Raw genomic sequence first — 26,452 nt, forward strand, 5'->3', positions numbered from 1 at the left:
ATCTTTGCAGTCATAAATTACAAAACATGACCAAAAACGTTCGTGTGCGTTTTGCACCAAGTCCAACAGGACCTTTACACATAGGCGGAGTTCGTACAGCTTTATTCAACTATTTGTTTGCTAAAAAGCATAATGGCACCTTTATTTTAAGAATTGAAGATACCGATCAAAATCGTTATGTTGAAGGTGCTGAGCAATACATTATTGATGCTTTAAACTGGTGTGGCATGCCTGCTGATGAGAGCCCTGTGAACTCCGGAACATATGGCCCATATCGACAAAGCGAACGCAGAGATTTATACAAACAATATGCGGATACCTTAATTGCTTCTGGCAATGCGTATTATGCTTTTGATACTTCTGAAACCTTAGATTTCCATAGAAAAGACCACGAAGCTAAAGGGAAAACTTTTATTTACAATTGGCATAACAGACTAAAATTAAGTAATTCTTTATCGCTTAGCGCGAACGAGGTTCAAACTAAATTGGATGCTGGTGAAGATTATGTGATTCGTTTTAAATCGCCTCAAGATGAAACTTTGCATCTAACAGATATTATTCGTGGCGATATTAAAATTGATACCAATATTTTAGATGATAAAGTCTTGTTTAAAAGTGATGGTATGCCTACCTACCATTTAGCCAATATTGTAGATGACCATTTAATGGAAATCTCGCATGTTATTCGTGGCGAAGAATGGTTACCGTCTTTGGCTTTGCACTATCAATTGTACAATGCTTTTGGTTGGGAAACTCCTGAATTTGCACATCTACCACTTATTTTAAAACCTACCGGAAAAGGAAAATTAAGTAAGCGTGATGGTGATAAACTAGGCTTTCCGGTATTTCCTTTAGAATGGACCGACCCAAAAACTGGCGATGTTTCAAGAGGCTATAAAGAAGATGGGTATTTCCCTGAAGCCATGGTTAACTTCTTAGCCTTTTTAGGCTGGAACCCAGGAACGGAGCAAGAAATTTTTAATATGGATGGGCTTATTACTGCATTTAATTTAACCAAAGTCAATAAATCTGGTGCGCGTTTTGACCCTGATAAGACCAAGTGGTTTAATCATCATTATATGCAAGAACAGGATAATGATGTGTTGGCTGAAACTTTTAAAAATCAACATTCTGAATTAGCTGAAATTGATATTAACTATATCTCAATGGTTATCGGTTTAGTAAAAGAACGCGCAACGTTTGTTTCAGATTTTTGGGATTTGAGCCATTTCTTTTTTACTGCACCAACATCTTATGATGAAAAAGCTTCTAAAAAAGCGTTTAAAGAGGGTACAAAAGATATTTTAAATCAAGTTGTTTCTATTATAAATAACATCGACGATTTTTCAGTAGAAACCCTTCAAACTATTATTAAAGGTTGGATAACAAGTAAGGATATTGGTTTTGGTAAAGTGATGATGCCGCTGCGTTTAGCTTTAGTTGGTACTCTACAAGGCCCTGACGTATTTGATATTATGTTTATGATTGGGAAGAATGAAACGGTTAAGCGTGTTGATAGGGTGATTAATATATTGTAAATATATTAACGTTAATAACTAAAACGAAACAATAGCACCCAAAACCAACATGGTTTGATTCCCTTTAAAACGCGCATTTCCGCCTGTAGCATCTACTTTACCTTCAAGTTTCTTTAAGATATTAGTAAACCCATAAATATATTGGGCTTTCAATTTAAAGTTTTTAAAGCCTATCGATGCTCCTATGGCCCCATTCAAATTAAATTGAGAAATATTCGTGATGTCTTCCGTAGATAAATTAGTATAATTATTTACGAAATAACCTTCTTGGTCTTTATCTTTAAATTCTAGCTTCCCGTTATATTGCAACATCGGGCCAACATCAATGGTAAAATGGTTAGGAATTACTTTTATATGCCCTAACAAAGCCAATTGGGCTGCAAATATTTTGTATTCAATAAATGCTTCTTCGGTACTCGTTAAAGTTGGTCTTCCTGAAATTTCTATAGTACTTTCAGAAAGTTGCATACCAAAACTCATATTGTACCATCGGTTGGGAATATCAACCACGGCACTAAGCCCGCCAATAAAACCATTAGAGGATTTGGTGGTAAAATTATCAGTAACAATATCAAATTGAGTAACACCTCCTGTGATACCAATACCATTTGATATTCGATAGTTACCTCTTTGTGAAAAACTTTTTGTAACAAAACATAGTGCTAATGCTACTAATAATAAAAGTCGGTTATACTTCATAAGTTCGGGTTATAAGCGGCCAAATATAGTATAATTTTTGTATCTTAATTTTTCTAACCATTTTTTAATAAAAATATTATGAATTTTGTTTTTATCCCCATTATTATTTTCGGATTATTTATTTTAATCTCGTCATTCTTTGTTGTTAAACAGCAAACAGCAGCTATTATAGAACGCTTTGGTAAATTTCATAGTATTCGTCAATCAGGTTTACAATTAAAAATTCCATTAGTTGATAGAATTGCTGGAAGATTGAGTTTAAAAATTCAACAATTAGATGTTATTATAGAAACCAAAACCTTAGATGACGTATTTGTACGACTTAAAGTGTCGGTACAATACAAAGTAATACGTGATAAGGTATATGATGCCTTTTATAAGCTAGATTATCCACACGATCAAATTACAAGTTATGTGTTTGATGTGGTACGTGCTGAAGTTCCTAAAATGAAACTAGATGACGTATTCGTTAAGAAAGATGATATCGCACTTGCTGTAAAAGCAGAATTAAATGATGCTATGCAGAATTATGGTTTTGATATTATTAAAACTTTAGTAACAGATATAGATCCAGACGCTCAAGTAAAAGAGGCCATGAATAGAATTAATGCTTCTGAACGTGAAAAAATTGCTGCTCAGTTTGAGGGTGATGCTGCTCGTATTTTAATTGTTGAAAAAGCAAAAGCTGAAGCTGAAAGTAAGCGTTTACAAGGACAAGGTATTGCAGACCAACGTCGAGAAATTGCACGTGGTTTAGAGGAATCCGTCGAGGTACTTAACAAAGTTGGTATAAACTCTCAAGAGGCTTCTGCACTTATTGTAGTCACACAACATTATGATACCCTACAATCTATTGGGCAAGAAACTAATAGTAACTTGATATTGTTGCCAAATTCACCACAAGCGGGAAGTCAAATGTTAAATGATATGGTAGCTAGTTTTACTGCTAGTAATCAAATTGGAGAAGCGATGAAGAATTCTAAAAAGAATAATAAAGAATAATTCTATAATCTTCTTTAAAAATCATAGATAAAGCCTCAATATAATTAATATTGAGGCTTTTATATTTAAGGTTATAATTTTTTAAATTTAGGAATTTCGTCGATTTTCTCTTCTTCCTTTTCACTAATATTACTAGGAAATGTCAACGACGTACTTGCAAACGTAGTACCAAAATTAATATTTGCATAATATACTTGGCTCACAGCGTCTTTAACTTGGGCTTCAGAAAGCTCTTTTAAAGGATGGATAAACACCGACCATAAAATGCCATCTGAAACAGCGTATTTAACATCTAAAGCCGTGTGAAAATTGGCAACCAATGCAGATTTAATCAAATCATTACTTAAACTGTTTGAGTCTGCTATTGGCGACATAATCCGCATTCTATTATGATTCGCATCGGTTATGGACATTATAGGAAGTTCCTTTATAAAAAACTGCCAGGCACCAGGATTTCCTTTTATAGAATCGCTAACGGTTGCATAAATGGTTTCAAGTTTTTCGTTATCCATGTTTTGAGAAAAAACATAAAACGGGAGCAGTAATAAAAGTGTTACTAATGATTTCATAAAAACTGATTTATTGTCTTTCAGTCGAAGAAATCGGCTTATCCAAACAAACCCTCTTGTTTAATTTTTAAAAGGATGTCGTTCATTCCAGTCTTGCGACGGATTCATCAATTTAAAAACCTGTTTTAGAATGCCATTCAGAAAGCTATTTGTATGTTTTAAATAAATTGTCATGGGTTTGGTCTTTGCTCCTACCGAACTTTTAATTTCCATAGCAGTTCTAGCATACACCACAGATTTAAACTTGTTTTCTATACCAAACTTTAGCATATCATAAAGCATATTTAAATACAACTGATTGGGATATTGATGTTCACTATCGTAACCTAAAAAATAAGTTTCTAAAGCACCATTATTCAGAATTAATGTATAAAAACCAATCAGCTCATCTTTTAAATAATAACCATATACCTTAAAGTTTTCTTTGAGTTGAAGTTTAAGGCTATAAAAATGATTTTCTGGTAGCAAAAAGGTATTAAACTTAGCATTGTTAGATACATTCATGTAGAACTTGTGCAATTCTGAAGTATGGTTTTTAATGGCTTCAAGGTTTAATTCTACAGATTTAATGGAATTTAATTTCTTTCTAGCGCGCTTGTATCGATCTCGATATTTCTTATTTAAACTTGTCGTGTAATCTTCAATAGTGGACCATTCTTTCTTTACGGATAATATCATATTGGGCTGAACAAATACCTGATGCAGTTTGGCTGTATTAAAACTTTCCTTTTCATGATGTATCGAGTCATCTGTAAAATAGTCCTTTAACAAAATCAATCTAATGGTTTTGTTTTGATTAGACTTGACCGTCTCTTTTATTTCGTTTAAGGCAGAAAATATCGCTTCAAAAAACTGAGATTGTGATATTTGTTCTTTTTGAAAAAACAACCCGTGTTGCCCAGTATGGGTTAAATTCCCAATAACTAAAATATTGCCTTTTAAAACCTTTGAAACCAAATCTTGAGAAAATGTTTTGACACAAGACACCTTGGTTTGTCTAAACATATCCTTTAAGTACAACTGTACACGCTGTGTAACGACAATACCCACTAAAACATCGTCTTTAAAAACACTTATATAAAACAATTGAATATTGTCTGGGGCAGCGGCTTCTAAGGCTTGTAAGTAATGTGATTGCAAAAAGACATCCTGTTTTGCAAGTGTGTTCCAGCTTTCTGGAAGGTTCTTATATGTGTTATAAATCGTATAGTGTATCAATACAAAAATAAAAAGACCGAAAATTACGATTCTCAGTCTTTAAATATGTTAAAAGTTTACAAAAAGATTATTTATTTCCAACCACAAATAATTGCACCCATTACGCCTAACGTTACAATCCAATAGCCTGCATTAATAAAAATATATTTAGCACCTTTACGCTCAAATAAAGCATTTGTACCTATAATTGGCAAAGCAATAAGAACGCCTGTTAAAACACCATGAAGCGCACCGTGTTTATAGGTTCTGAAAGCATCGCCGTAATCTGCCATTAAAGCTTCATAAGATGGAAGCACTACCGAAGGATCGCCACCGATTAAGCTAAAAACACCCATTTGATGAATAACTATGCCCGGCAATGCTGTTGCTAATAAAAATGCAAAAAGTAGTGCTAAGCCAAAAATTTTAGCCATGTTACCGCCCTTAACTTGCTCGTCGGTCATTCCTGCCGCTTTCATCCAAGCATTCCCAAATACTTTGGGATTGTACCAGATAAATCCAACAACTAATGCTGAAACTGCTGCAACTAACATTGCAACTGGGTTTAATAATTCCATATTAAAAAATGTTTTTAGTTAGTAGTTAAATATAGCTAAAATTCTAATAGGTGTTTGTTTTTTAACATTTTACAGGTTACAAATAGTCCTTAAACAAGGAAGAAATTGACAGCCAATTGTTTTACAAAACCCTAATAAAATTATTTAAGAAATTGCATGAGCTTCTGTAACAAGCAATGCATTTTTATCTTCTAATGCCTTAGCAATAAAAGCATGAATGGTTTCATTTTTTTCTAAACCTTTTTCTAAAAGTACACCAAGGGCAATCATCGTAATAATACGCGTTCCTGATTTTTTTACTGAGGTATTAAACAAGGGCTCCAACTCTTCATAACTCACATTTTTTGCTAATTCTTGAATCTCTGATTTTGCTTTTGCTTGTTTGTCCTCTGGTAATCTATCATACTTTTTACCATAAGATTTTATTTGTTCAATAGCTGGCCTGTTATTTTGTTGCGGTTGTTTTTGCTGATTATTATTTGAATTGTTTTTTGGTTTTACCTTTGCCCAAGTATCTCGTAATCCAACGGTTTTATTAAATACTAAATGCTCTGAAGTCGAATCATCATCAACATTAAAATAACCCAAACGTTGAAACTGAAACCTATCGCCTACCTTAGCCTTTTCTAAACTGGGCTCTACAAAAGCTTCAATGCTTTTTAAAGAATTTGGATTAATAAATTCCATAAAACCTTTATCGGGATGGCTATCTGGTGCTTCATCTATAAATAGCCTATCATATTCTCTAACTTCTGCTTTTACAGCGTGTTTAATAGATACCCAATGCAATGTGCCTTTTACTCTTCTTGTGGTATCTTCAGAATAGGTACAATGAATTTCTGTAATGTTTCCGTCGGCATCTTTTTTAACATGTTCAGCTTTTATAATATAAGCATTTTTGAGCCTAACCTCACCGCCTAATTTCAACCTAAAAAACTTGTTGCTAGCTTCTTCTTTAAAATCTTCTTTTTCAATGTATAACTCACGCGAAAAAGGGACTTTTCTAAAGCCTGCACTTTTGTCTTCTTGATTGTTTTCAGCATCTAACCATTCCTCTTTTCCTTCTGGGTAATTAGTAATCACCAATTTTACGGGGTTTAAAACCGCCATAACTCGTGGTGCTGTTTTATTTAAATCTTCACGAATACAAAACTCTAAAAGCGATACGTCAATAACGTTTTCTCGTTTGGCTACACCAACGGTTTCTACAAATTTTCGGATGGCATTTGGTGTATAGCCTCTTCTGCGTAAGCCAGAAATGGTTGGCATTCTTGGATCATCCCAACCTGTAACAATACCTTCGTTAACCAATTGAAGTAACTTACGCTTACTCATAATGGTATAGCTTAAGTTTAATCGGGCAAATTCGCGCTGTTTTGGCCTAAGCTTGTTCGTGTCTACAACTTGGTCTAAAAACCAATCATAAAGTTCTCTATGGGGCTTAAATTCAAGCGAACATAGGGAATGTGATATTTGCTCAATATAATCACTCTCGCCATGTGTCCAATCGTACATAGGGTAAATGCACCAATCATTTCCTGTTCTGTGATGGTGTTTCTTTAAAACACGGTACATTATAGGGTCGCGCATCAACATATTTGTGTGTTGCATGTTTATTTTAGCACGTAAAATATGTTCGCCTTCTTCAAATTCTCCGGATTTCATACGTTCGAATAAATCCAAGTTTTCTGCTATGCTCCTATTTCTGTATGGTCCATCAACACCAGGTTGTGTTGGCGTGCCTTTTTGTTCTGCCATAGCTTCGCTAGTTTGCGAATCCACATAAGCCTTTCCTTCTTTTATAAAATAAACAGCCCATTCGTATAATTGTTGAAAGTAATCTGAAGAAAATAATTCTTTATCCCATTTATAGCCTAACCAAGCAATATCTTCTTTTATAGCATCAACATACTCTTGTTCTTCCTTTGCTGGATTGGTGTCATCAAACCTTAAATTTACAGGAGCATTATAATATTCGCCCAAGCCAAAACTAATGCCTATGGCTTTTGTATGGCCAATATGTAAATATCCATTTGGTTCTGGTGGAAAACGAAAACGCAAATCTTCTTTAGACATACCGTTAGCCAAATCTTCTTCTATAATTTGCTCAATAAAATTAAGCGATTTTCTTTCTTCAAGCATAAAACATCTAATTGTTTGGGATTAGCGCCCCATTAAACAAAAATATTGAACAAAATTAGGTAATTTTGACGACTTAAATTGTCTGATAATGGGAATTATAAAAGTTGAAAACATTCGGGTATTTGCATACCATGGTTGTTTAAAAGAAGAAACGAAAATAGGCAGCGATTATCGTGTGGATTTAAAGGTTGAAGCCGATTTACAAACTTCTGCAAAAACAGATAAGCTTAAGGATACTGTTGATTATGTGTTTTTAAATCGTATTATTAAGGAAGAAATGGACATTGCTTCTCATTTACTTGAAACGGTAGCCAAGCGTATATTAAATAGAATTTTTAACGAAGATACTTTAGTGAAAAAAGCAACAGTTTGGGTTAGCAAATTAAACCCGCCTATTGGTGGCGATGTAGCAAAAGTTACTATTAAAATGACTGACAAAAGAAAAACTAAGCACAAGTAGTGTAAAAAGTTTATTTTTTTTACATTTGTTCTCTCAATTCAGATATTGAGACTCCTTTTTTATAAGGGATTTTGGCGTCGTGGCCGAGTGGCTAGGCAGAGGTCTGCAAAACCTTGTACAGCGGTTCGAATCCGCTCGACGCCTCAAAAAACCTTCAAGTTTTCTTGAGGGTTTTTTTATTTAAAATTTTTATTAATATCAACGTATAATACAGCGCCTAATTAATCCAACTCAAGTTAAAATAGGATTCTGTTTATTCTGGAAGTTTTTCTTTTATAGGACTTATTTTTTCTAACTTGTCTTTATTCTTTTCGTAAGATTCTGGAAATAAGCCTTGAACCAATAATAAAACTCCAAATCCTAAAATAACAATGGCTATTACTTTTTTTGTTTTAAATATAAGACGGGGCGTTAGCTTTGCTTTAAGTCGTTTTGCTATTACAATTTTGAATAAATCAGTAACAAAATAAGCTGCTACCATGGCAACAATAAAAACAATATCACCATTTTCTGAGGTTGTTAAGGAATCTCCTAAAACTATAAACCCCAACCAACCCAATAGGACACCAATATTTATAAAATTCAGCAAAAAGCCTTTTATAAATAGTTTTCCGTAGTCTTTTTGAATTTCAACTTTATGATATTCTTTAACTATTGAACGAAACGATTTTGAGGTTTTTATAAAGGAAATAATGCCATAAACGATTAATAAAACACCTCCAAAAATTAAAAAACTTGGGTCATTACCAATTTTTCCTCGTAAATTATTTGTACTGTAAAAAGCAATAACAATAAATATAATATCGGCAAAAACAACCCCTAAATCAAATATTAAAGCACTTCTAAAGCCTTTAGTTGCGCTTGTTTCTAAAAGCACAAAAAATACAGGCCCAATGGTAAAGGCTAGGATAATTCCAAAAGGGATGGCTGTTAGAATATCATCAAACATAAAAAGCTTTTACACAAAGTAAAGAAATATTTAAATTATTTGTTGGCTTATTCATTATATATTTAAAGTGATTACAAAAAAAGAGTGGGGCATAACCCCACTCCATTAAAATCAAACTTAATTAACTAAACTATTTTTTTACAAGTTTGATGCTATTAATCCCTGTATCTGTCTTAATCTGTGCAAAATATAGTCCTGATTTTAAACTAGAGCCATCTATTGTTGTTCTATTTGTATTAGGTGATAATGATAAAACATTTTTCCCTAGAATATCAAATACTTTAATGGATGACATATTAATATTTTCAGTTCTAACAGTCCAACTATCTAGTGTTGGGTTAGGGAACACTTTAAATGACGTTTTTGCAACATTTTCTAAGCTTAAGGTAGCCACTTGTTGTACATCATCAAAGTAAAAGGTTGATGTGGCTGTACCATCACCTATATTGTCAATATCGAACATAAATACGATCACATCATAAGGGCTTACTCCTAAAGATGAAAAATCCCAACTCAATGTTTCCCATTGCCCTGTAACGGTTGTAGGTGTTTTTAAAAATGTAGCTGAACCACCTGCTTGCTGCTCAAGTTTAATTTGTATTTCGGTACCTACCGGAGCTTCTGTCCAAAGCTTTAAGGTTATAAGTTTTTTGGTTGTAAAATTTAACGCTTCATTCAAATTTAGATAAGCTCCAGCCCAAGGCATGCCACCATCTCTAACTATTTTTGCCATATTAGTACTAGCATTACCTGTGCTTTGTGGTCCTGAAACAGGTTCTACTGTAGCTGTACCGCCATCAAAATTATTAAAATCGGCTGTAATCGGAGCTGTTTCAAAATCAAAAGGTAAGCCTGTATTTTCGCCAGAAGGCACACAAGTAGCATCATTGTAAGTAAACGTTAATCGACCAATATTAGCTTCTCCATTGGTAACTACCAATCTTAAAATGTGTGTTCCTGCTATTAAATCTAAATTGCTAACAGCTTTTGTGTTCCAGTTGCTCCAATCTCCTGTAGAAGAAAAAACAATATCTTGACTTACTTTAATCCCATCAACTTCAAAATGAATTGGGCCTCCTCCACTGGAATTGCCAGAGGCAAAACGAATATCTAAGTCATAACACCCTGTTGTTTGGACATTAACCGTATATTCTACCCATTCACCAGCTGAAAGCCAACCTATAGTTGCTCCCTCTGATACATCAGATTCAGAATCAACATACTCACCAGTTCTAAAATCGCCTTGGTTATCTATTGATGAATCAAAATAGGCAATGTTTTGACCGCTTCCGCCTTCAAATATATCATAATGTCCCGTTTCAAAACTCCCAGGAATTTCAATTGCGGTTCCAGAATAAGGCACTTGATCTCCTACTTGAATGCTAATTATATTGGTAACATTAAAGCTTGTTCCTGCATAAACCTTGGCATACATGTTATAAATACCTAACGCTAAATTGCCTGAATTAAACTCATATGGTGCTGTAGTATCTTCTCCTATAAGTGTACTGCCATTGTAAAACTCTACTTTGGTAATTCCACTTCCAGACGTTGTTGCGGTAAGGTTTACGCTATCATTTTCATTGGCTTCATAAATATCTGAAGCTATTGTACCTGACACATTAACATCTTTACTTGTAGCCATTGTGTTTGCGGGAACATCTAACATATAGCCATCGGAAAAGGTTACTATAATTGGGGCATCTGAATAATTATGGGCCACATACGTTTTATCTCCACCATCATTAAACACAGCAGCTATAGGATAATCTGATGTTATAGTGGCATCTAATTGTCCCATGGCATTCATAGCGTGTAACCAATGGTACGTTTGTGCATCTGAAACTCCAAATTTTAAAACTCTATCTGGATCGGCATTATAAAGTGTAATTGCTTCTTGAGGATCTATAAATGATAAATATTTCCAGAAGGTGTCATGCCATAAGTTGGGGTTGGTATCATTGGCATCTAAAATACCTGTGTAGGTTTTAAGTTCATCCCATATTTTTTGAACGTATGCTGTGTTTTGTCCCAAATAAAGAGACCCTCCGTGCATTGGGTATAGCTCTATACCGTAAGATGCTGTAATATCTGAAGTCCAAAAGGTTCCATTGTCATAAGAATTCCCCCAAACACGTGATACTAAGCTATATTGTTGTGTAGGTTGAAAGTTACGTTCGTTCATATCAAACCAATACTCCTCAACAGCTGTTTGTTCTGTGGTGTATAAATAAATACCTAAATCTCTAATGGCATCATTTTCAGTAATGGTTCCCCAATGGATTAATGATGAATTAAATTGCATGCTTTCTGATGTAGACTCCTGGTCATTTCCTTGAGGGAAAGAAGCGGTTCCGTTAGCCCAACAATGCCCAGCATAGGGACTGAAATTTCGTAAAAAAGGAAATTGTGAATCGTTTCTATTTGAAGACGCTGCATCTCTGACCAATAAGTTAACGATATCGCCCCAGTCATTAGCCCAACCTGGTTCAAACTGTTCCATAAATGCTGCTGCATGTATAAAATAACCCCAATGGAAATGGTGGTCATTAATATTAGTATCTTGTCCATGACCTGCAGGATATCCAAACATGGCCGACCAATCACTGTTATAGAAAAATAAAAAGGCAACCTCACTTGTTTGATAGGTTAACCAATCTTCTAAACGTTCTTTTATGGTTGCTACCATTTTATCTCTACCAACGGTATTACCCATTTGATCCGCTATTCTTGCTGTTTGGATTAGTCGATTCATGACCTGACCTTCATTATAGGAATCCGTCCAAGTCGCTAATTGATCATTTTCTAATTGGGTAACTTTAGTATGCAAGTCTGTAGGATCAAAACTGGTGCTATAATTTGCTAAATAGGGTAGGGTAGGGAGGATACCTTTATAGGTGTTCTCAACTGAAAAACTATTCCCATCCATTGTTTTTAATTCGCCTCTAGCGGAACTATAACTATATTCATTAGGTGTTGCCGACCCTGAAGTTAAATTATCCCATTGGTGAGGTAATAGCCCCATAAGTAAGTTCGTATTTGTTGCAGAACCATCCTTAACATCTACAGTTGCTGTAAACGTTGTATTTACAACGGATGTACTTTCATTAAAACTCCAAGCTACTTCTGTATTTGTTGGAAAAACGTATGCATATTTTTTATACTCATTGGCAACTGTGGTTACATTAGAAGCAGTTAGTGGTATCATGGCTATTGACCAGTAATTATTGCCATTAAGTGTTGAGGTGTATGTATTCCCGTTTTGGTTCCAAACACTTCCTACTGGTGCATAAATGGCAAAATCGCCACCATTTCTGGCATCGGTTACGGTAATCATTTCGCCAGAAACACTTACTGATCCAGAATTTACAGTTATGGAAGCGGTTTCTGAAGATTCTTTTTGAAAATAAATAAAAGGCATGCCTATACCAGAGGTTGCATTAAATTTATCGCCCCAGTTCATGGTAACGGTCCAGTCTGAATAATCGGAAACTGTTGTTAGACCTTCGTTAAGACCTGAAACGCCAACAATTATGGGTTGAATATCGTCAATAACGCCCCATGGAATGTAGGTAACAACTAAACCGCTATTTACGGTTTTCATTGTCATGGGGTAATTGAACAGGTTGTCGGCATGGTTTTCTTTAACTAATTTAGACCACCAGTCGTTTGTTGGGACTGGCTTTCCAATTGCAGAACCTGATAATTGTGGTGTTCCTGAAGGAAACCCATTTCTACCTGCGCTATCAACTCCAGGAAAGGTATTGGTATAACTACCACTGCCTACATTGGTAACTTGTGCGCTAGCGTTTATAGAGAAACAAATTACGGTTACTACTAATATTATAATTTTAAGAGAGTGATTTTGATGTAAATTCATATAAGTATAGTTGCTATTAAAAATGTGTTTATATTTTTTTGTGGCTGTAAAAATAGCTATAAACATCTAATTTTCAGACACTTTACCATACAACAAAATCTATACACGATACTTATATTTAGTGTCACACCTATATAATGCCTATACATATTACTAAACAAAAAAGGAGTGAGGTAAAATACCTCACTCCTTTAAAACAAACTTAATTAATTAAACTAGTTTTTAATCAATTTTATACTACTGATTCCTGTATCTGTTTTTATTTGCGCAAAATATAATCCAGATCTTAAACTAGATCCGTCAATTACAGTATCCGTTTTATTAGGTGTTAATGATAATACATTTTTACCTAATACATCAAATACTTTAATAGATGACATATTAACATTTTCTGTTCTAATATTCCAACTAGCTTGTGTTGGATTAGGGAATACTTTAACTTTAAGAGCAGCTACATCTTGTAAGCCTAAAGTTGTGTTTTTATGTAAATATAAATTGTCATACCAAGCATTAGACAAATTAGAGGTAATGTGTAATTGAGCAACATCATTTCTTGTTAAGTTACCTAAAACCAATCCGCCTAGAGAACTTATATCAACATCTATTGAAACCCATGTTCCAGCAACTAACGCCGGACTAGTACCATCATTGAAAATAACTTCTAATCCTGTTGATCCTGCTTCAGTAGGGTTACCTGCCCAATCCACTAGTTTTATGTTAAAAACTTTTCCTATTATATTAGTTTCATCTGTATAAAAATCAAAGTGAACATGAGTGAATGCTGATGCGTCTATTCTATTATTCTGAAAATCTATACCTTGGCAGCCTTGTCCTAAAAAGTGTTGGGTTGGGTTCCCCGCAATAATTTCTTCTGCAACAGAAGGCGATGCACTGCATAAACCAAAATCAAAATTATCAATAGTTGTATCTGTATACGCATCACTATAAATAGAAATAACATCAGCTGGCGCTCTATTAGGAGGTGTTGGTGCCGCTATAGCTGGCCCGATAAGTATAAAGTTAACGGTATACGTTGTGGTGATGGTTGTGTCTTCTGATGTTACATCAAAGCTAGCACTACCTGGAACGGCAGAAGCTTGTGTAATAGTTCCAACTGTTGCCAATGCTTCAGTTGTTGTTACAGAAGTAATTTGTGGTATTGGATCTCCTAAACCTACACTAATTGAATAGCTTGTTAAAGCAGGGCTAAAACCTGTTATGGTTGCGCCATCTACTTGTAAATCGCTTAAAGTAACATCTTCTTCTGAAGGTGTTGCTGTGCAAGTATCTCCAACAGTGTAATTATATTCTATAGTTTGAGCTATTTGTCCACCAGCAAAAGGTCCAAAAAAGTTAAAGGTGAGCGGCGTACCATCAACTTGACCAGCAAGGGTTACTTCATAAGTTTGACCTCCTGTATCTGTCATATTTGTAAATACACCTCCTGGTTGTTGTAGTTGACCTACTAATCCTGGAAAAGTATCTAAAATCTCAAAAATAATTTTCACATTGGTTCCTCCAATGGTTTCAAAACTATAATTATAATTAAATGAACCTTGAACAGTATCGGAACTTGTTCCAGTACAAGCTTGTGAATATCCTAAAGCCGCTGTCAAGAGGAAAAATAAAAATGTAATTTTTTTTGTCATGATAATTGTTTTAATATGAATGTATATTTATTTGTTATAAAATTAATACAAATACCTAATTTTCAGACATTTTATATCACTACAAAATCTATACACGATATTTATATTTACTTTAATGACTATATAATATCAATACATATTATTAAATAAAAAAGGAGTGTGGCATTTTAACCACACTCCTTCAAAACAAACTTAATAAATTAAACTATTTTTTAATAAGTTTTACGCTACTAATACCTGAATCTGTTTTTATTTGCGCAAAGTATAATCCAGATTTTAAGCTAGATCCATCAATTACAGTTTCTGTTTTATTAGGCGTTAATGATAATACATTTTTACCTAATACGTCAAATACTTTAATAGAAGACATATTAATGCTTTCTGTTCTAACTGTCCAGCTACTTAAAGATGGGTTAGGGAATACATTGAAAGCTAATTTTAAATCGTCCTCGATACCTAAAGTGGTGTTTTTGTGTAAATATAAATTATCATAATACACAGTTCCTAAATTAGATGTAATTATGAACTGTACTAAATCATTTCTATCACCATTAGTTACTTCAGTAAAACTACTTAAAGGTATATCGTAAGAAATCCATGTTCCAGGATTAACTGCTGGTAAAGCAGGTGAGCTTGCATTAGTAAATGAAAATTCAAGAGCATTAGCTTCTCCGCCACCTCCATTCCAATTGGAGAATTTCACGTTAAAACTTGCATCAAATGTATCTGATGTCGTGAAGATATCAATATGGAAATGTGTAAAAGTTGTAGCATCAAATCTTCCAGATATGAACTCAACGCCCTCACATCCAAGACCTGTAACTTGTTGTGTTGCATTTCCAGCTACCATTATTTCGGTTGTAGTTCCAGGACACCAACCTGTATCATATGTATCTACAGCAATATTAGCGTAAGGACCGCCAGTAGCTGTATAAATTGATGCCACATCGGCTGCAGCTCTGCTAGGTGGCGCTGGGGCCGCAACAGTAGGAGGTACTGCACATGGAGAACAAACTCCACCACAATCAACGCCTGTTTCATCTTGATTCATGATACCATCTGAACAGGTTGGTATAGGTAATGCTGTACCTGCAACTGCCGTAATATTATCCACAAGAAATGTAATACCATCTACTGGGTCATTCCAGTTATTGTTAACTCCATTATTACCTGCTGCGCCTCCAACCCAACTAGGGAAAAATGCTATGAAAGAATATTCTGCATTTGCAGAAGTACCACCATCAGGCAATTCTGTAAAATCGAAACTAAGGGTTTCCCAACCAGTTCCATTATGTTGAGCATCTGATGTAGCAAAACCAGCTGCTGGCGTAAACAATTGATCTTCTATTCTAGATAATATATTTATAGCTGTCATAGAATAAACATCAACAGAAACAGTTTTATCTGTTGTTAAATCCATAGTGTTATTCAGCATAATAACATTGGCTTGTTGCCAAGGTTGACCAGAAGCTGCTGAAATAACTTCTAAAACGTTACCGGCTGTTCCGCTTCCTGTAGTATTTGCTATAATATTAGCACTTCCAAGACCATTAGAGGGAGTAACATCTGTGGTCCCCTCAAAATCTTCCAAAGTAACTTGCGCGAAGCCAATTGAAAAAGTTAGAAAGGATAATAAAAAAGTAATTTTTCTCATAATTTAAGTATTTGGTTTAAAATAATATTTTATAAAAATTATTGACAAATTAGCAACAAGCCAACCTTCAAATTTCCATTTTCATAAATTTAACTCTAAATATTTATCAAAAGGGTAATTAATACCGCAACAAAAAACATACAAAGGCCAAAACACCTAAAACTTTAACTTTTTGTTATTTAAACGATAATATATTTCATTTCATCGGAATTTATAAATAAAAAAGGGGCTTATTGGATGCTTTTTTTATTGATAAGAAGAAAATAATGCAGCAGTGTTGTGGTAATGTTGTGGCGAAAACAATGTTGTGTAGTGGTCAAAATATTTCTAAATGAAGGTTGACTTAGCAAATAAGGCACTTAATTAAGTGCCAAAACAGAAAATAAAGTATTATAGGCCCTTTTTTCTATTAAACTTAGATATCTTTTTTATCTATAAGCACATGAAGTATATCATTGTTGCTCGTAATTAAATAAGCTTTTTTATCGTTGATTTTAATTTGATTAATAGAACGCGTATCGTATGGTAAATGTACACCGCTTTCTATTGGAGAAATTGGATTGAAATTTTTATTATCATCTCCCAGCAATATCAAACCATATCCGGCATCATATCTTACTGTTTCGACTTCAACTCCATAATGGTTCCCGACAATAAGAATGTCTTTAAAACCATCATTATTAAAATCATCAATAATTGATGATTTAATTGGGCTAACCTGTGCTTGTATTGGTAGAGGTTTTCTTTTTAGGATGCCATCATCATTTATTAAAATAATACTTTCAAAATTATTGATTTCATAAATCACGGCAGTTTCTACCTTATCTTCTGGTAATATATCAAGTAATTTAGATGATGCAAAGCTATGGTAATCTTTAAATTTTTCAGCTACAAAAGGCATTTGTTGGCTCGTACACTCACGTCCTCTTACTGGTACATAATCATCTTTGTAATACTTAGCTAAAACAACATCGTTGGTGCCATTTTCGTCAAAATCGTTGGCATATACTTTAAAGGGGTGTTCTTTTGTTGCTTTAAACTTATTATTCTTTCCTAAATTACCCACTATGAAATCTTGGTCTCCATCACCATCAATATCATCAGCAGTAATGGACCACCAAAGACCACGTGTATTTTCTAAACCAAACTTTTTAGAACTATTATTAAACGTCCCATTATCATTGGTTAACAGCGTAATATTCATCCATTCGCCAACAATCATTAAATCCTCATCGCCATCATTGTCTATATCTGTGAAGGCAGCATCGCTTACCATACCAATATTTAAAAGATCTGGAGCTATATCTTTGCTTGACTTTTTAAATTGCCCATTTTCATTAAGTAAAATATAACTTGTTGCAGGAAACGGATATTTACCTGCAATAAGTCGGGTCCCTATAAATAAATCTTCATCGCCATCATTATCAATATCTGATGCCTTTACGCATTGCGAACTTTCAAATATATTTGGTAATGACTTAGCGCTTTTAACGAAAACACCTGATCCATCATTTATGTATAATCTATCTTTCAAATGGATGCTTCCTTGTTTAAATTCATTACCTCCACTAGCTACAAAAAGATCAAGGTCGTTATCGCCATCTACATCTAAAAATAAGGCGCCTAAATCTTCAGAAATTATATCTTCTTTCCATGGTTGCATTTTGCTTAATTCAAATTTACCTGCTTGAACTTGCAAGTACAAAGCACCTGATTGCCCTGATGCACCTCCAACAAATGCATCATCTAAGCCGTCGCCATTCACATCAGCTACAGCTGTAAAAGGTCCATTATTTGACAATTTATGTGGTAACAATATCTCTATTTCAAAATCATCAAATTCATTTTCCTTATGCTTAAAATCTAAACCAATACCTGAAGCGTCAACTTGAGTAAGCAATGTATTAGTCTCTTTAGTTTTTTTAGATGGTGGATTAATCGCATCATCATATCTAGCAGAAATAGTTCTATTTGCACCTACATCTTCATAAGTATTGACTTTTCCATCATTCCAAACAACCTCAACTTTATCTACACGAGTTTCTTTTGCCAATCCAAAAAATAGTCCAGGTTCTACTGAAGAAATAAATCCTCTGGTAAGCATGTTTTCAGCTACTTGTATGTTTTTACCATAGTGTATAATGGCCTTAGCACCTATACCAAATTTGTTATTATCTGGCCCTTCAAGTTTTATTTTTAAAAAATTACCTGTTGTGTTATTTCGATAAACGAATGCGGATTTATCTATATTGTTAGTAACAACATCCAAATCGCCATCATTATCCAAATCGCCATAAGCCATGCCATTAGAAAAGCTAGGTGTGTCAAAACCCCATGTATCACTAACTTTTTCAAATTTGAAATTGCCATTATTTTTAAAAGCATAATTTGCTAATGGTTGCGAAGGGGTTGATTTGCTAATTTGGAAAAGTTCCTCGGCTGTTATGTTTTTCGAATCTATATTATTTAGGAGGTTTAAGTAATCACTGTTTTCAACATCTTTTTTTGATCCATTAGATATAATAATATCTTTTAAACCGTCATTATTTAAATCTACCAATAAACTTGACCAGCTCCAGTCTGTATTAGATGTTCCAGCCAAATTAGCTATATCGGAAAAGCTACCTGCTCCTGTATTAATTTGTAGAGCATTTGCCATATATTGATAATGCGCTCCTGCATTAACTATATTGTAAAATGATTCTGTACTCATGGAGCGCATATTAGTTTTAGAACGGTAATGATCCTCTGGACTCATATCGGTTGTTAGTAAGTCTATTAAACCATCGTTATTAACATCTCCTGCATCAGAACCCATACTAAAATTAGAAATGTGTTTGAATTTTTCATGAATAACATTTTTAAATGTGCCATCGCCATTATTGTAATACATAAAGTCTGGCTCTGCATGATCATTAGCTACATATAAGTCTATCCAGCCATCGTTATTAAAATCTGAAGCATTGACACTCAATCCATAGGCAAAGTCTCTAGAAATGCCTACCTCTTCTGAAACATCTTTAAATTTGCCATTATCATTTCTGTATAATCGATCTAAAAAATCTTTGTAGCGTTTTGGAGGAAATTTATTAATTAACATTAATTTTTTATCTGCAACTTGATTTACCTGGTACATATCTAAATCGCCATCGTTATCCATATCGAAAAAAACGGCTTGTGTTGAATAACCTACATCTGCCAATCCGTATGCTATTGCAGCCTCTGTAAACGTTTCATCTTGATTGTTAATATATAATTGATTTCTACAATCTTCAAGTTTTAAGGATATCCCTCCTCGACTTACATAGATATCAAGATAACCATCTGAATTAACATCTGCCATAGTAACCCCCCAAGTCCAACCATTGTTTTTTGCAACTTTTGATTTTTTTGTAATGTCTTCAAACTTAAAATTCCCTTTGTTTAAGTACAGTCTATCGGCTACTTGATTACCTCCAAAAAAAATATCGGATAAGCCATCATTATTAATATCGCCAATAGCAACTCCTGAGCCCATATAGATATTAAAAAAATAGTAATGGTTAAAAGATTTTGTTTCTCTAATGGTATTGCTAAAGTCTATACCTGTTTGCTCTGAGTTTAGCAAATCGAATCCTTCAACTAAAGTCTCTGGGTAAAGATCTCGTTGTGGTTTATTACAAGCCATTAATAAAAGGCTAAATAAAAGGCTAGTTTTTAAATATAAAAAAGGGGTTTTCATAGCGCTATAAAGTAAACAATAAATATATTGAAAATATACGTATTGTTATACTTTATAAGCCTAAATAAGATGTTTTTAACAAGAACTAGCTAAGTTTTTAGCCATGACTAATTTTGGAGATCTATCTACTTTAAACAATCCCCAATGTTTTTCAGGTTCATGCATGTCTGGTGAGCCTTTCCAAGGTTCATCAAAAGCCTCGAATACAAAGGTTAGAACTTCATCATCTTCGCTCCAAAATGTTAAATCGTTATAATAAATGTCTTGATGTTCTTCGCTTACATTACTTGAACAAATACCTTTTCCGTTTGAAAAGGTTGTCCAACCTGCTTCTGTTATTACTACTAATTTATGAGGGTATTTACGTGCTACTGAGAAATAGTTTTCCTTGGTGTATTCCATAGCTTCATGAATATTTTTATACTCCCAAACTGGATAGGTATGAATGGAAATAAAATCGACCTCATCAACTAAATCTTGTAGTTTACCTAGCCATGGTAGATAGTTTTCGCAAAATGTTACAGGTTGTTTGGCTCCTTTTTTAATCATCCTTACATAATTAATAACGCTTTCTACTGGTACATAATGATCTGTCCAATCTACACAAGCTTCATTGCCTGCTGATAAAGAAAAAATAATATCTGGATATTGATTAGCTAAACCAATCAGTTTTTTAATCTGATTTTCATTTGAAACTTTATTAATTTCTAATTGTTCTTCAGAAAACGAACCTCCCCATGGGCATCCGTAATTGTTAGCTTCTGCACCAATATAAGCACCAAGCATTACCTTAAAATCTAAATTCTCTTTTTCTATAACTTCTAGTACAATCTCGGAGTGTTTATCGCAATCATATAGGCGTAGGTATTGCCATTCGTTTTGTAAAATTAAAAGATCTTCCTTTATTTCTTCATAGCTTGGAAACACGTCTCCAGGTCTTTGACCTTCTCTGAATCCAGAATAGCAAATAGCCTTACCTGGCTTAATTGCCAGCTCTTTTGTATATGTCATTTCTTGTTGATTAAGTTCGTTAGGCAATTAACAATAAAAACAATTTGAATGAAAAATTAAGCCTACTTATTCGATAAGATCTCTATTTTTATCTTTAATTGAAAAAACAGTGCACATTAACCTGTTGAAATGACACAGACACTAATGGGCACTGTTTTTTATAATCTTAAAACTATATTGAATTGTCGTCTTGTATTTAATCTAAAATTTTAGTTTTTCTTCTTTATCCCATAATCCCCAAAAAGCGCCTACGACGCCTTCTGCACCAATTTTCCAAGATTCATCAAAAGATGAGAAGTAGAACATTTCGATATCAGCTTCATCTGACCATACTTGTGAATTGATAAAATATTTTATAGCATTTTCATGTGATGGATGCGCGCCTTGAAGACCTTCACCATAGGAAGGCCAACCGGTTTCTGTAATAATAACTTTTTTTCCTTTGCCTGCATTTACAGCATGGTTATACATATCCTTCATATAAAGTAAAGAATATTCTAAGCTACAGCCTTCCCAGTATGGGTAACAGTTTGCTAATATAACATCGCAAGCTTCTGTGATTCTTGGTCTATGGCTAAACTCATAATAGGCATCTACATATCCCATTGGGATGTCTGGGATAGCTGTTTTTACTTGATGCATAAAATCCAAAAGCTCATCTTCAGTTAAATCGCCTCGATACATAACCTCATTACCTACAGCTGCAATATCAACATAACCTTCTTTTGCTAATTTTATAAGTCCGGCTATTTCCTTTTTATTAATTTCATCATCATCACCTAGCCAAGCGCCCACCAAAGTTTTAATACCATACTCCTTAGCTATTCTAGGTATGGCCTCATTACCATCTGTACATGAAAAAGAACGAATCCATTTGGTATAGGGTTTTATGATTTTCATTCGTCTTCTAATCTGTTTTTCGGTCATAAAATCCCCAGGCGCTTGCCCTTCTTCGTATGGGCTAAAACATAACCCATGCATACCACCTTTTAATGTTCTTTTAAATAAATTCTGTAGTCCTTTTGCGGTTTTATTATCAAGGTTTAACCCTGCTAACGACCTATTTCTATATTTTCTAAATGATGACATATGCTTTTAATCTTTAGTATTAATATTCTATAACTCTCCTCTACGTTTTACAAGCACCTCTTTTATTTCTCGAGCTCTATCTTCACTAAGGCTATACTTCCACATTATTAAAATAGCTAATGCTGCTGTAACTGACGGTATAATAACATCTGCAATACGTAAGCTTGTCATTGTTTCTACAGTTTGTGTTGCTGCATTTCCATCAAAACCTACCATTTTTAATACTAATCCACCTAAGAATAATGCTAATGATTGTCCAATTTTAACCATCCACCAATATATGGCTCCAAAAGTCCCTTCTTTACGTGGCATACCATTTTTTAATTCATCTAAATCGCATACATCTGCCGTCATACTCATCATTAAGGTAAATAATCCACCTAAACCAAATGCCATAAATGGAATTGGCATGAACATTAGCCATGGGTTTCCTGGATCGAAGCCCCACCATTTTAGTATGTACCCTATAATAGATATAACTGTAGAGATTATAAAGGCATTTCGTTTCCCTTTTTTATTAGCGATATACGATATAATTGGTATAACCGCAAAAGCTGTAACTACTGCTGTAATAGTAGAAAACCATGCTGGCCAGTTACCTGCATCTGAATAACTCCCATCAAACATGTAGTAAACAATAATAAAAAAACTAAATGATGCTACCATTTGAAAACCATTAAATACCAAAAATGTTGCACCACATAACTTTACAAAAGGTTTGTTTTTAAAAACCTCAACAATTCCCATAAAAAGACTTTTTACATTAGAAAACATGGATTTAAATGTTATTTTTTGCCTGTTTTCCATATTAGCTGAATCAATCCCTTTACAAAAGAGAGCTGGTAAAATCCCTAAAATAATACAAGCCCCGCCAACATACAATGATAACTGTCGAACACCAATGGCTTGTGTTGCAAACAAATCAGGATCGGCTATTAGTACCCAAAACCATGGCACAATCATCCATGCTATTTGTCCAACTGTTTGCGAAAATGCCATTAAACGCGTGCGCTCATTATAATCTGAAGTCATTTCATAACCTAAGCCCACTAATGGTGTTGCAAACATGGTGTTTCCAATTAAAAATATCATAGAAAAAATAAGAAAATACCAAAAATTATAGCTTTGCGAGTTTTCTGGATCTAACTGCCATAACGCCGCAAAGAGTATCCCACTTAGTATAGCTCCAACAAAAATATAAGGTCGTCGTCGTCCCCATTTCGATTTCGTGTTATCAGAAATAAAGCCCATGATCGGGTCGGTAAGTGCATCAAAAAGTCTTGGTAATGCTCCCAATATACCTGCTTTAAGTGGATCCATACCAAAGGCTGTTAGCAGAAAGAACATAAAAACGCCTAGTGCTCCTGGCAATAGGTTAAGTACTAAATGTCCCGCACCGAAGGCCGCTTTCTGGCCAACTGGGACTCTATCTTTTTTTGGTGTTACATAATCTGACATATTTTTCTAGTTTAGTTAATTATTAATATTCTATTGTATTGGTGTAGGTAATACAATGGTTTGAATTGCTTTGGGGCTGATTGAAAATTGTACAGATTTCTCGTTTAAAACAAGGTCTATACGCTTTGTTTCTTCTGTTTGATTAAAAACAACAACTGCTATGGTTTGGTCTGGGTTTTTAGCCGCAGTAACCATAAGGCTATCATCTGTATTATTTACCTTAATTACCTTTGCTTCAGGTCTAATGTATTTACTAAAATGTGCCATAGTGTAGTAAATAGGGGTGAAGTAGACTTCATCCTTGTCTGGATCTACAATTACTGGGGCAATACACCAGTTTTTAAACCAATTTGGGCCTCCTTTTGTATCGAGTACCATGTTCCAATCTACCCATCCGTCAACCCAATTATTCAGGCATCCTATAATATCTCTGGCGTAACGGTTAACTGGTGAGTATTTAGGGTGCAAATGTTTATCTTTTTTTGGAGCCCAGTCCCAACCCCAGTCTGTTGCTTCTTTTTTCCAATACCATGCATCGTCTTCCCATACAGGAACTTCGGCATCTACACAGGCTTCAGATTGAATTAAAAGTTTATTTGGCGCCTTGTTATGCGCATATTGTAGTTCTTCTGGAAATACCTCATAGGTGCTTGCGTACCAGTGAATGGCTGTACCATCAAAATATTTTGAGGTTTCTTCATTTTTATACTGTGAGTCGATCCATTCTTTTAGGTGTTCTCTGTTTTGGTCATACCCCAAAATTTTCAAATCACCCTTTCCGTCTGCTTCCAGTTTTGGACCTAAATGATTCTGAACAAAATTGGTCATTTCATCTGGCGAATAGTGCATACTCTCCCAGTTATTTCCGTTACCTAAAGGTTCGTTTTCAACAGTAAATCCCCAAATATCAATACCTTCTGCTTTGTAAGCATCGGCAAACTTTGAGAAAAACAACGCCCATGTATCATAATATTCTGGAAGTAGTTTACCTCCAACCCAATGGTTATTGTCTTTCATCCATGGCGCTGCTGTCCAAGGTGATCCAAAAATTTTAAACCCATCTGTAGAGGCCGCCATGGCTTCTTTTATAAACGGGATTAAATCGTCTTTATCTTCTTCTATTGTAAAGTGCTCAAGGTTTTTATCACCTTCAACGGGTGTATACGAATAATTGCTTACTGAAAAATCGCAAGAGTTCATATGTGTTCTTGTTAAAGAATAGTGTGCGCCATCTTTACTAAAATATGCATCGATTATCTTTTTGCGATTTTCTTTACTCAATTTATTTAATAGATAAGCTGAAGACTCGGTAAAAGCGCCACCAAAACCAGTAATAGTCTGAAGTGTTTCCTCTGGCACAAGCTGAATTGTTGCTTTAGCTTCTGAATTCTGAAATTCGGTAAGTTTAGTAAGTTTATTTCCATTAGCTGACGTTTCATATACTTCAACCGCTAATGTTTTATCTTGCTTATTACAACTTATCATAATCAAAGTGGTTATCAATACTATTGTGTTTCTTAACATCTTCATATCCATTGGTATTTATCTATTTTTGGTTCGCAAGCCATTCCTCTGAAGTAGGAGGCACTTCAACATCTTTCATTAGTGCTTCTTTACTACCGCTATACGTTTTGGTTATTGGATTTCCATTTCTTGTTAATCCTTTAAATGTTCCTTTATCTACTTCATCCCAAAGTGTATATTTTGCTTTACCGTCTACTGTGAATAATCCAAAATGCTTTTCTGAATTTCCGGAATTATCGCCACCTTTCCATGGTTCATCAAATCCTTCAAAATAAAAGCATGCCATTCCAGCTTCATTTGTCCAGTCTCTCATGTGCTGATAATAGAGTGCTTCTTTATATTCATCACATGCTTTTGACCCTGTGGTACCATAATGTCCTGATGAAAAGCTTGCCCATCCGGTTTCTCCAATATGGATTGGTTTGTTAACTCCAAGGCTTTCCATGTATTTCTTTACGTTTTCATATTGCATGATGGCGTATTTCTTTGCTCTTAACATAGAAATTTCAATTTTTTCCATATCGGTTTTCCCTTCTAATCCTTCTGCTTTTAACCAAAAATCCGGCTGATAATGTGTATCGTGCATCGGGTAGGTGTGAACGGAAAGAAAATCTACAGCTTTAATTAGTTTGTTTAAATCTTCTACGTGGTACTCTTCGCCACCGCCGCCCCAAGACGCAAAATTATCTGAACTTGTTACCCATAAATCTTTGGATAGTTTTCCTTCTTTCTTTAAGTCTTGAAGGTAGTTTACCCACTTTAAGATTATCCATGGCTCTACATAATATGTTGCTGCCCATTTAACCATAGCTTCATTACCAACTGCTATTACTTTTACGATATCTGGATACTGATTGGCTAATGCCACAGCTTTTTCCATTTGTGGTTTGTTATCATCACTTTCTAAATTGTGAATAGGTGCTTGATCTGTCCAAGCATTTTTGCAGTCTATCCAAGCACCAAGCATAACATACATTTCAAAACCAGGGTCATTCTGTTTTAGCTCGCTAATAGCTTTTAAAAGGTTTTCGGCTTGTGGTAAATGTACTTTATAGGTTCTAACGACTCTAACTCCTAAAGCATATAATAGTTTCATATCTTCTTTTAGCTCATCCAGAGTTGGTTCTATACTATGGTCTGCATGCCTATAACCTCCATAAGACATGGCTAAATAATCTGTATTTCCTAAGATATCCTTAGCAGAAACCTCTTTTACTAAAACGTCTTCTTTCACTTCGTTCTTTTTAACTTTACCACAAGACCATATAAAGCCGATTAAAAAAATCAGCACACAGTTTCTAATGATTGATAAATAGTTTTTCATAATAATAA

Annotated in this window: 18 protein-coding genes and 1 tRNA gene; 4 read left to right on the forward strand and 15 right to left on the reverse strand. The window is 34.4% G+C overall.

What is annotated here, in order from left to right; translation table 11 throughout:
• Window positions 1-26: 26 nt before the first annotated feature.
• Entirely contained in the window at window positions 27-1,538 is a 1,512-nt protein-coding gene (gene gltX / locus ABD941_RS07535) for a glutamate--tRNA ligase (protein ID WP_345273495.1), read from the forward strand.
• Window positions 1,539-1,556: 18 nt separating this feature from the next.
• Here the strand turns inward: gltX and ABD941_RS07540 are convergent, their stop codons facing one another.
• Window positions 1,557-2,237 (reverse strand): hypothetical protein, encoded by a 681-nt coding sequence (locus ABD941_RS07540; protein WP_345273496.1) that lies wholly within the window; start codon window positions 2,235-2,237, stop codon window positions 1,557-1,559.
• 78 nt (window positions 2,238-2,315) lie between these two features.
• On the opposite strand from ABD941_RS07540, the gene ABD941_RS07545 reads away from it, so the two are divergent.
• Window positions 2,316-3,239: an SPFH domain-containing protein gene (locus ABD941_RS07545; RefSeq protein WP_345273497.1), complete on the forward strand. Its 924-nt coding sequence runs from the start codon at window positions 2,316-2,318 to the stop codon at window positions 3,237-3,239.
• A gap of 71 nt (window positions 3,240-3,310) precedes the next feature.
• Here the strand turns inward: ABD941_RS07545 and ABD941_RS07550 are convergent, their stop codons facing one another.
• The 4 genes from ABD941_RS07550 to ABD941_RS07565 form a co-directional block, all read right to left on the reverse strand.
• Entirely contained in the window at window positions 3,311-3,808 is a 498-nt protein-coding gene (locus tag ABD941_RS07550; protein WP_345273499.1) for a hypothetical protein, read from the reverse strand.
• Between the two features lie 60 nt (window positions 3,809-3,868).
• Window positions 3,869-4,948: a GNAT family N-acetyltransferase gene (locus tag ABD941_RS07555; RefSeq protein ID WP_345273500.1), complete on the reverse strand. Its 1,080-nt coding sequence runs from the start codon at window positions 4,946-4,948 to the stop codon at window positions 3,869-3,871.
• Between the two features lie 149 nt (window positions 4,949-5,097).
• Complete coding sequence (locus ABD941_RS07560) at window positions 5,098-5,583, reverse strand: DUF1761 domain-containing protein (protein WP_345273501.1); 486 nt, start codon at window positions 5,581-5,583, stop codon at window positions 5,098-5,100.
• A gap of 144 nt (window positions 5,584-5,727) precedes the next feature.
• A complete protein-coding gene (locus tag ABD941_RS07565; protein ID WP_345273503.1) occupies window positions 5,728-7,725 on the reverse strand; it encodes a glutamine--tRNA ligase/YqeY domain fusion protein in 1,998 nt (665 codons plus the stop codon).
• A gap of 88 nt (window positions 7,726-7,813) precedes the next feature.
• Between ABD941_RS07565 and folB the strand changes: the two genes are divergently transcribed.
• Together folB and ABD941_RS07575 are read left to right on the forward strand one after the other, a co-directional pair.
• Window positions 7,814-8,185 carry a dihydroneopterin aldolase gene (gene folB / locus ABD941_RS07570; RefSeq protein ID WP_345273504.1) on the forward strand — a complete coding sequence of 124 codons (372 nt, stop codon included), beginning with the start codon at window positions 7,814-7,816 and terminating at the stop codon, window positions 8,183-8,185.
• 73 nt (window positions 8,186-8,258) lie between these two features.
• Window positions 8,259-8,329 (forward strand) — tRNA-Cys (locus tag ABD941_RS07575).
• 109 nt (window positions 8,330-8,438) lie between these two features.
• On the opposite strand, the gene ABD941_RS07580 is transcribed toward ABD941_RS07575, so the two are convergent.
• The 10 genes from ABD941_RS07580 to ABD941_RS07625 all read right to left on the reverse strand — a co-directional run bounded on the left by ABD941_RS07580 (window position 8,439) and on the right by ABD941_RS07625 (window position 26,444).
• The gene (locus tag ABD941_RS07580) at window positions 8,439-9,134 is read right to left on the reverse strand and encodes a LysE family translocator (protein WP_345273505.1); all 696 of its coding nucleotides are present in this window, start codon (window positions 9,132-9,134) and stop codon (window positions 8,439-8,441) included.
• Window positions 9,135-9,264: 130 nt separating this feature from the next.
• Complete coding sequence (locus ABD941_RS07585; RefSeq protein ID WP_345273506.1) at window positions 9,265-13,014, reverse strand: glycosyl hydrolase; 3,750 nt, start codon at window positions 13,012-13,014, stop codon at window positions 9,265-9,267.
• 215 nt (window positions 13,015-13,229) lie between these two features.
• Complete coding sequence (locus tag ABD941_RS07590; protein WP_345273507.1) at window positions 13,230-14,663, reverse strand: T9SS type A sorting domain-containing protein; 1,434 nt, start codon at window positions 14,661-14,663, stop codon at window positions 13,230-13,232.
• Between the two features lie 205 nt (window positions 14,664-14,868).
• Entirely contained in the window at window positions 14,869-16,317 is a 1,449-nt protein-coding gene (locus tag ABD941_RS07595) for a T9SS type A sorting domain-containing protein (protein ID WP_345273508.1), read from the reverse strand.
• A gap of 415 nt (window positions 16,318-16,732) precedes the next feature.
• Window positions 16,733-19,984 carry a VCBS repeat-containing protein gene (locus ABD941_RS07600; RefSeq protein ID WP_345273509.1) on the reverse strand — a complete coding sequence of 1,084 codons (3,252 nt, stop codon included), beginning with the start codon at window positions 19,982-19,984 and terminating at the stop codon, window positions 16,733-16,735.
• Between the two features lie 129 nt (window positions 19,985-20,113).
• Window positions 20,114-21,049 (reverse strand): glycoside hydrolase family 17 protein, encoded by a 936-nt coding sequence (locus tag ABD941_RS07605; RefSeq protein WP_345273510.1) that lies wholly within the window; start codon window positions 21,047-21,049, stop codon window positions 20,114-20,116.
• Between the two features lie 201 nt (window positions 21,050-21,250).
• On the reverse strand, window positions 21,251-22,138 hold the full coding sequence (locus ABD941_RS07610) for a glycoside hydrolase family 17 protein (protein WP_345273511.1): 888 nt from the start codon (window positions 22,136-22,138) through the stop codon (window positions 21,251-21,253).
• Between the two features lie 27 nt (window positions 22,139-22,165).
• Complete coding sequence (locus tag ABD941_RS07615) at window positions 22,166-23,596, reverse strand: MFS transporter (protein WP_345273512.1); 1,431 nt, start codon at window positions 23,594-23,596, stop codon at window positions 22,166-22,168.
• Window positions 23,597-23,626: 30 nt separating this feature from the next.
• Window positions 23,627-25,126 carry a glycoside hydrolase family 30 protein gene (locus ABD941_RS07620; RefSeq protein ID WP_345273513.1) on the reverse strand — a complete coding sequence of 500 codons (1,500 nt, stop codon included), beginning with the start codon at window positions 25,124-25,126 and terminating at the stop codon, window positions 23,627-23,629.
• A 16-nt stretch (window positions 25,127-25,142) separates the two neighbouring features.
• Window positions 25,143-26,444: a glycosyl hydrolase family 17 protein gene (locus tag ABD941_RS07625; RefSeq protein WP_345273514.1), complete on the reverse strand. Its 1,302-nt coding sequence runs from the start codon at window positions 26,442-26,444 to the stop codon at window positions 25,143-25,145.
• Between the last annotated feature and the right edge of the window lie 8 nt (window positions 26,445-26,452).

Source organism: Flaviramulus aquimarinus, assembly GCF_039543205.1.
Taxonomy (GTDB): Bacteria; Bacteroidota; Bacteroidia; order Flavobacteriales; family Flavobacteriaceae; genus Flaviramulus_B; species Flaviramulus_B aquimarinus.

Coding starts and splice junctions, on each gene's coding strand:
- ABD941_RS07615 (WP_345273512.1), bottom strand. CDS start 23,596: ATGTCAGATTATGTAACACCAAAAAAAGATAGAGTCCCAGTTGGCCAG.
- ABD941_RS07590 (WP_345273507.1), bottom strand. CDS start 14,663: ATGACAAAAAAAATTACATTTTTATTTTTCCTCTTGACAGCGGCTTTA.
- ABD941_RS07605 (WP_345273510.1), bottom strand. CDS start 21,049: ATGACATATACAAAAGAGCTGGCAATTAAGCCAGGTAAGGCTATTTGC.
- folB (WP_345273504.1), top strand. CDS start 7,814: ATGGGAATTATAAAAGTTGAAAACATTCGGGTATTTGCATACCATGGT.
- ABD941_RS07545 (WP_345273497.1), top strand. CDS start 2,316: ATGAATTTTGTTTTTATCCCCATTATTATTTTCGGATTATTTATTTTA.
- ABD941_RS07625 (WP_345273514.1), bottom strand. CDS start 26,444: ATGAAAAACTATTTATCAATCATTAGAAACTGTGTGCTGATTTTTTTA.
- gltX (WP_345273495.1), top strand. CDS start 27: ATGACCAAAAACGTTCGTGTGCGTTTTGCACCAAGTCCAACAGGACCT.
- ABD941_RS07610 (WP_345273511.1), bottom strand. CDS start 22,138: ATGTCATCATTTAGAAAATATAGAAATAGGTCGTTAGCAGGGTTAAAC.
- ABD941_RS07540 (WP_345273496.1), bottom strand. CDS start 2,237: ATGAAGTATAACCGACTTTTATTATTAGTAGCATTAGCACTATGTTTT.
- ABD941_RS07595 (WP_345273508.1), bottom strand. CDS start 16,317: ATGAGAAAAATTACTTTTTTATTATCCTTTCTAACTTTTTCAATTGGC.
- ABD941_RS07580 (WP_345273505.1), bottom strand. CDS start 9,134: ATGTTTGATGATATTCTAACAGCCATCCCTTTTGGAATTATCCTAGCC.
- ABD941_RS07620 (WP_345273513.1), bottom strand. CDS start 25,126: ATGAAGATGTTAAGAAACACAATAGTATTGATAACCACTTTGATTATG.
- ABD941_RS07565 (WP_345273503.1), bottom strand. CDS start 7,725: ATGCTTGAAGAAAGAAAATCGCTTAATTTTATTGAGCAAATTATAGAA.
- ABD941_RS07550 (WP_345273499.1), bottom strand. CDS start 3,808: ATGAAATCATTAGTAACACTTTTATTACTGCTCCCGTTTTATGTTTTT.
- ABD941_RS07585 (WP_345273506.1), bottom strand. CDS start 13,014: ATGAATTTACATCAAAATCACTCTCTTAAAATTATAATATTAGTAGTA.
- ABD941_RS07600 (WP_345273509.1), bottom strand. CDS start 19,984: ATGGCTTGTAATAAACCACAACGAGATCTTTACCCAGAGACTTTAGTT.
- ABD941_RS07560 (WP_345273501.1), bottom strand. CDS start 5,583: ATGGAATTATTAAACCCAGTTGCAATGTTAGTTGCAGCAGTTTCAGCA.